The following is a 1,810-nucleotide window of genomic DNA, read 5'->3' as shown; positions in this document are numbered from 1 at the left end:
ATTTTTAATTAATTGTACGTTACCTCAAGTAACAACGACCTTAAGGTGGTTATTGCGGCGGGGCTCACCTCTTCCCATCCCGAACAGAGTAGTTAAGCCCGCCTGCGCAGATGGTACTGCAGTTATGTGGGAGAGTATGTCGTCGCCTTTCTTTTAAAAACCCTATCCAATTTGGATAGGGTTTTTTGTTTTATATACTTTTTGGTTGTTGCTTTTTTAAACCATATAAGTGATGTAAGCTCAGTTTAGTTTTATCTTCACGACCTTTACGTAAACCCCTAATGAACTTTGCGGTTTAAAAAAGAGTACAGATGAGAATTTTACAACTTTTGAATTTGATTTATTGTAAAATCCCTGGTTTTATTCTTATTTCTTCTGCTTTGCTTTGCTTTTTTTTGCCATATGTCATCCTGAGCGAAGTCGAAGGAAACTTGACAAGCTTAAACTTTGAGCCGAGTAAAAATCTAATTTCAATCTTTGAAAGAACTCCGGGGTCAAGTTCAAAAGGAATGAAGTGCTAAAGAATTGGATGCGAAAATCTAGTTTGTTTGTAGAATATGCATCACGTTTGTCCTTTCGGCCTAGGAAATCCGAGCGAAAGCGAATAGGCGAAGTAAATCTCAGCAAGAAACTCCATAAAACAAGATAAGAAAATGAAGATTTATCTTTTGTTGAAAAAAAAACAGAATTACAAGAAATAGACTTGATAAATTGATGTTGTAAAAAGGGAAGCTACAAAGAGGTGTTAAATTATATATTGATAAATAGTATTATTTAAAATAAAAACTATGTCAGTTTCAAAGAAAGAAATTAGAGTGCTAACTAGAGCAGTTTGTCTAAATTTTCACAAGACTTCACTTCTTTTGAATTTGATCTGAAATCTTAATTTTTAAAAGATAATATTTTTATAAAAAAAAGCTTTAATTGGGTTTGATGACTTATTGTCTTCAATTGTGTCTTCAATTGTGTCTTCAATTGTGTCTTCAATTGTGTTTTTTTATAAGATGTTGTCTAGGTTGAAGACTAGGTAAGGGCAGGTGATTTTACAAATTTAAAGTTATAGGTAAAAAAAAGCTGGTTTGTGTGAGCTTTTGCTTGAGTTTTATAAAAAAAAGTTGATTGTGGAAAAAAGAAGCATTGAAAGGATAAAATTGCGAGGATGAAAATAGAATTCAGTACTAAAAAGATCGGTTTTTAATTAAGGTTTTATTTTGAAAATACCTTACTCATTTATTAAAGCTGTAGTATTGGAAAAAAGACGCAATAACTTAATTTTTTGTTTGGTGTTTGTTTTTAGTTTTGCTTATTAAAGCTAAAACAGTTTGTGAAGGGATAGGATTGGAAGCTTTTTTTTGAATGCTAAAACTCTATAGGAACTGAAAAAAAATCAAAAGACGGTAAAAATTAAGAAATACACCTGGTAAAGGAATCTTAAAAAAGCAGTAGAGAAGTAGAAAACTCTTTAAAAATGATACATGATTAAGTTGTTGTAATGTAAAAATCATAGTTAAAGAAAGAAAATTCCTAAAAACAACAAAAACCTAAGTTTTGTAAAAACACCATTACCAGTAAGTTAAGAAAAAGATTGAAAAAAAGGCAAAAAAAGCAAAGTAAAAAGCTTGTAAATGCGAATAAAGGGGCTACTTTTGCACCCGCAACGACGCAGACGTTCCCTGATAGACTGACAAGAAAAGAGGATTAATTTTTTAGAAAAGTTTGAGAAAACAAAATAAAAAAAAGATTCAAAAAAGCTTGTGAGATTTGAAAACGCTGCTTACCTTTGCACCCCGCAAAACACGCAAGTTCATTG

Annotated in this window: 1 rRNA gene; it reads left to right on the top strand. The window is 31.4% G+C overall.

From position 1 onward, the window contains the following. Nucleotides 1-41: 41 nt before the first annotated feature. Nucleotides 42-151 (top strand): 5S ribosomal RNA (gene rrf / locus AB674_RS21510). Nucleotides 152-1,810: the final 1,659 nt, after the last annotated feature.

Source organism: Flavobacterium sp. ABG, from assembly GCF_001027725.1.
Classification (GTDB): domain Bacteria; phylum Bacteroidota; class Bacteroidia; order Flavobacteriales; family Flavobacteriaceae; genus Flavobacterium; species Flavobacterium cupriresistens.
This window is presented reverse-complemented; position numbering and strand designations above follow the sequence as displayed.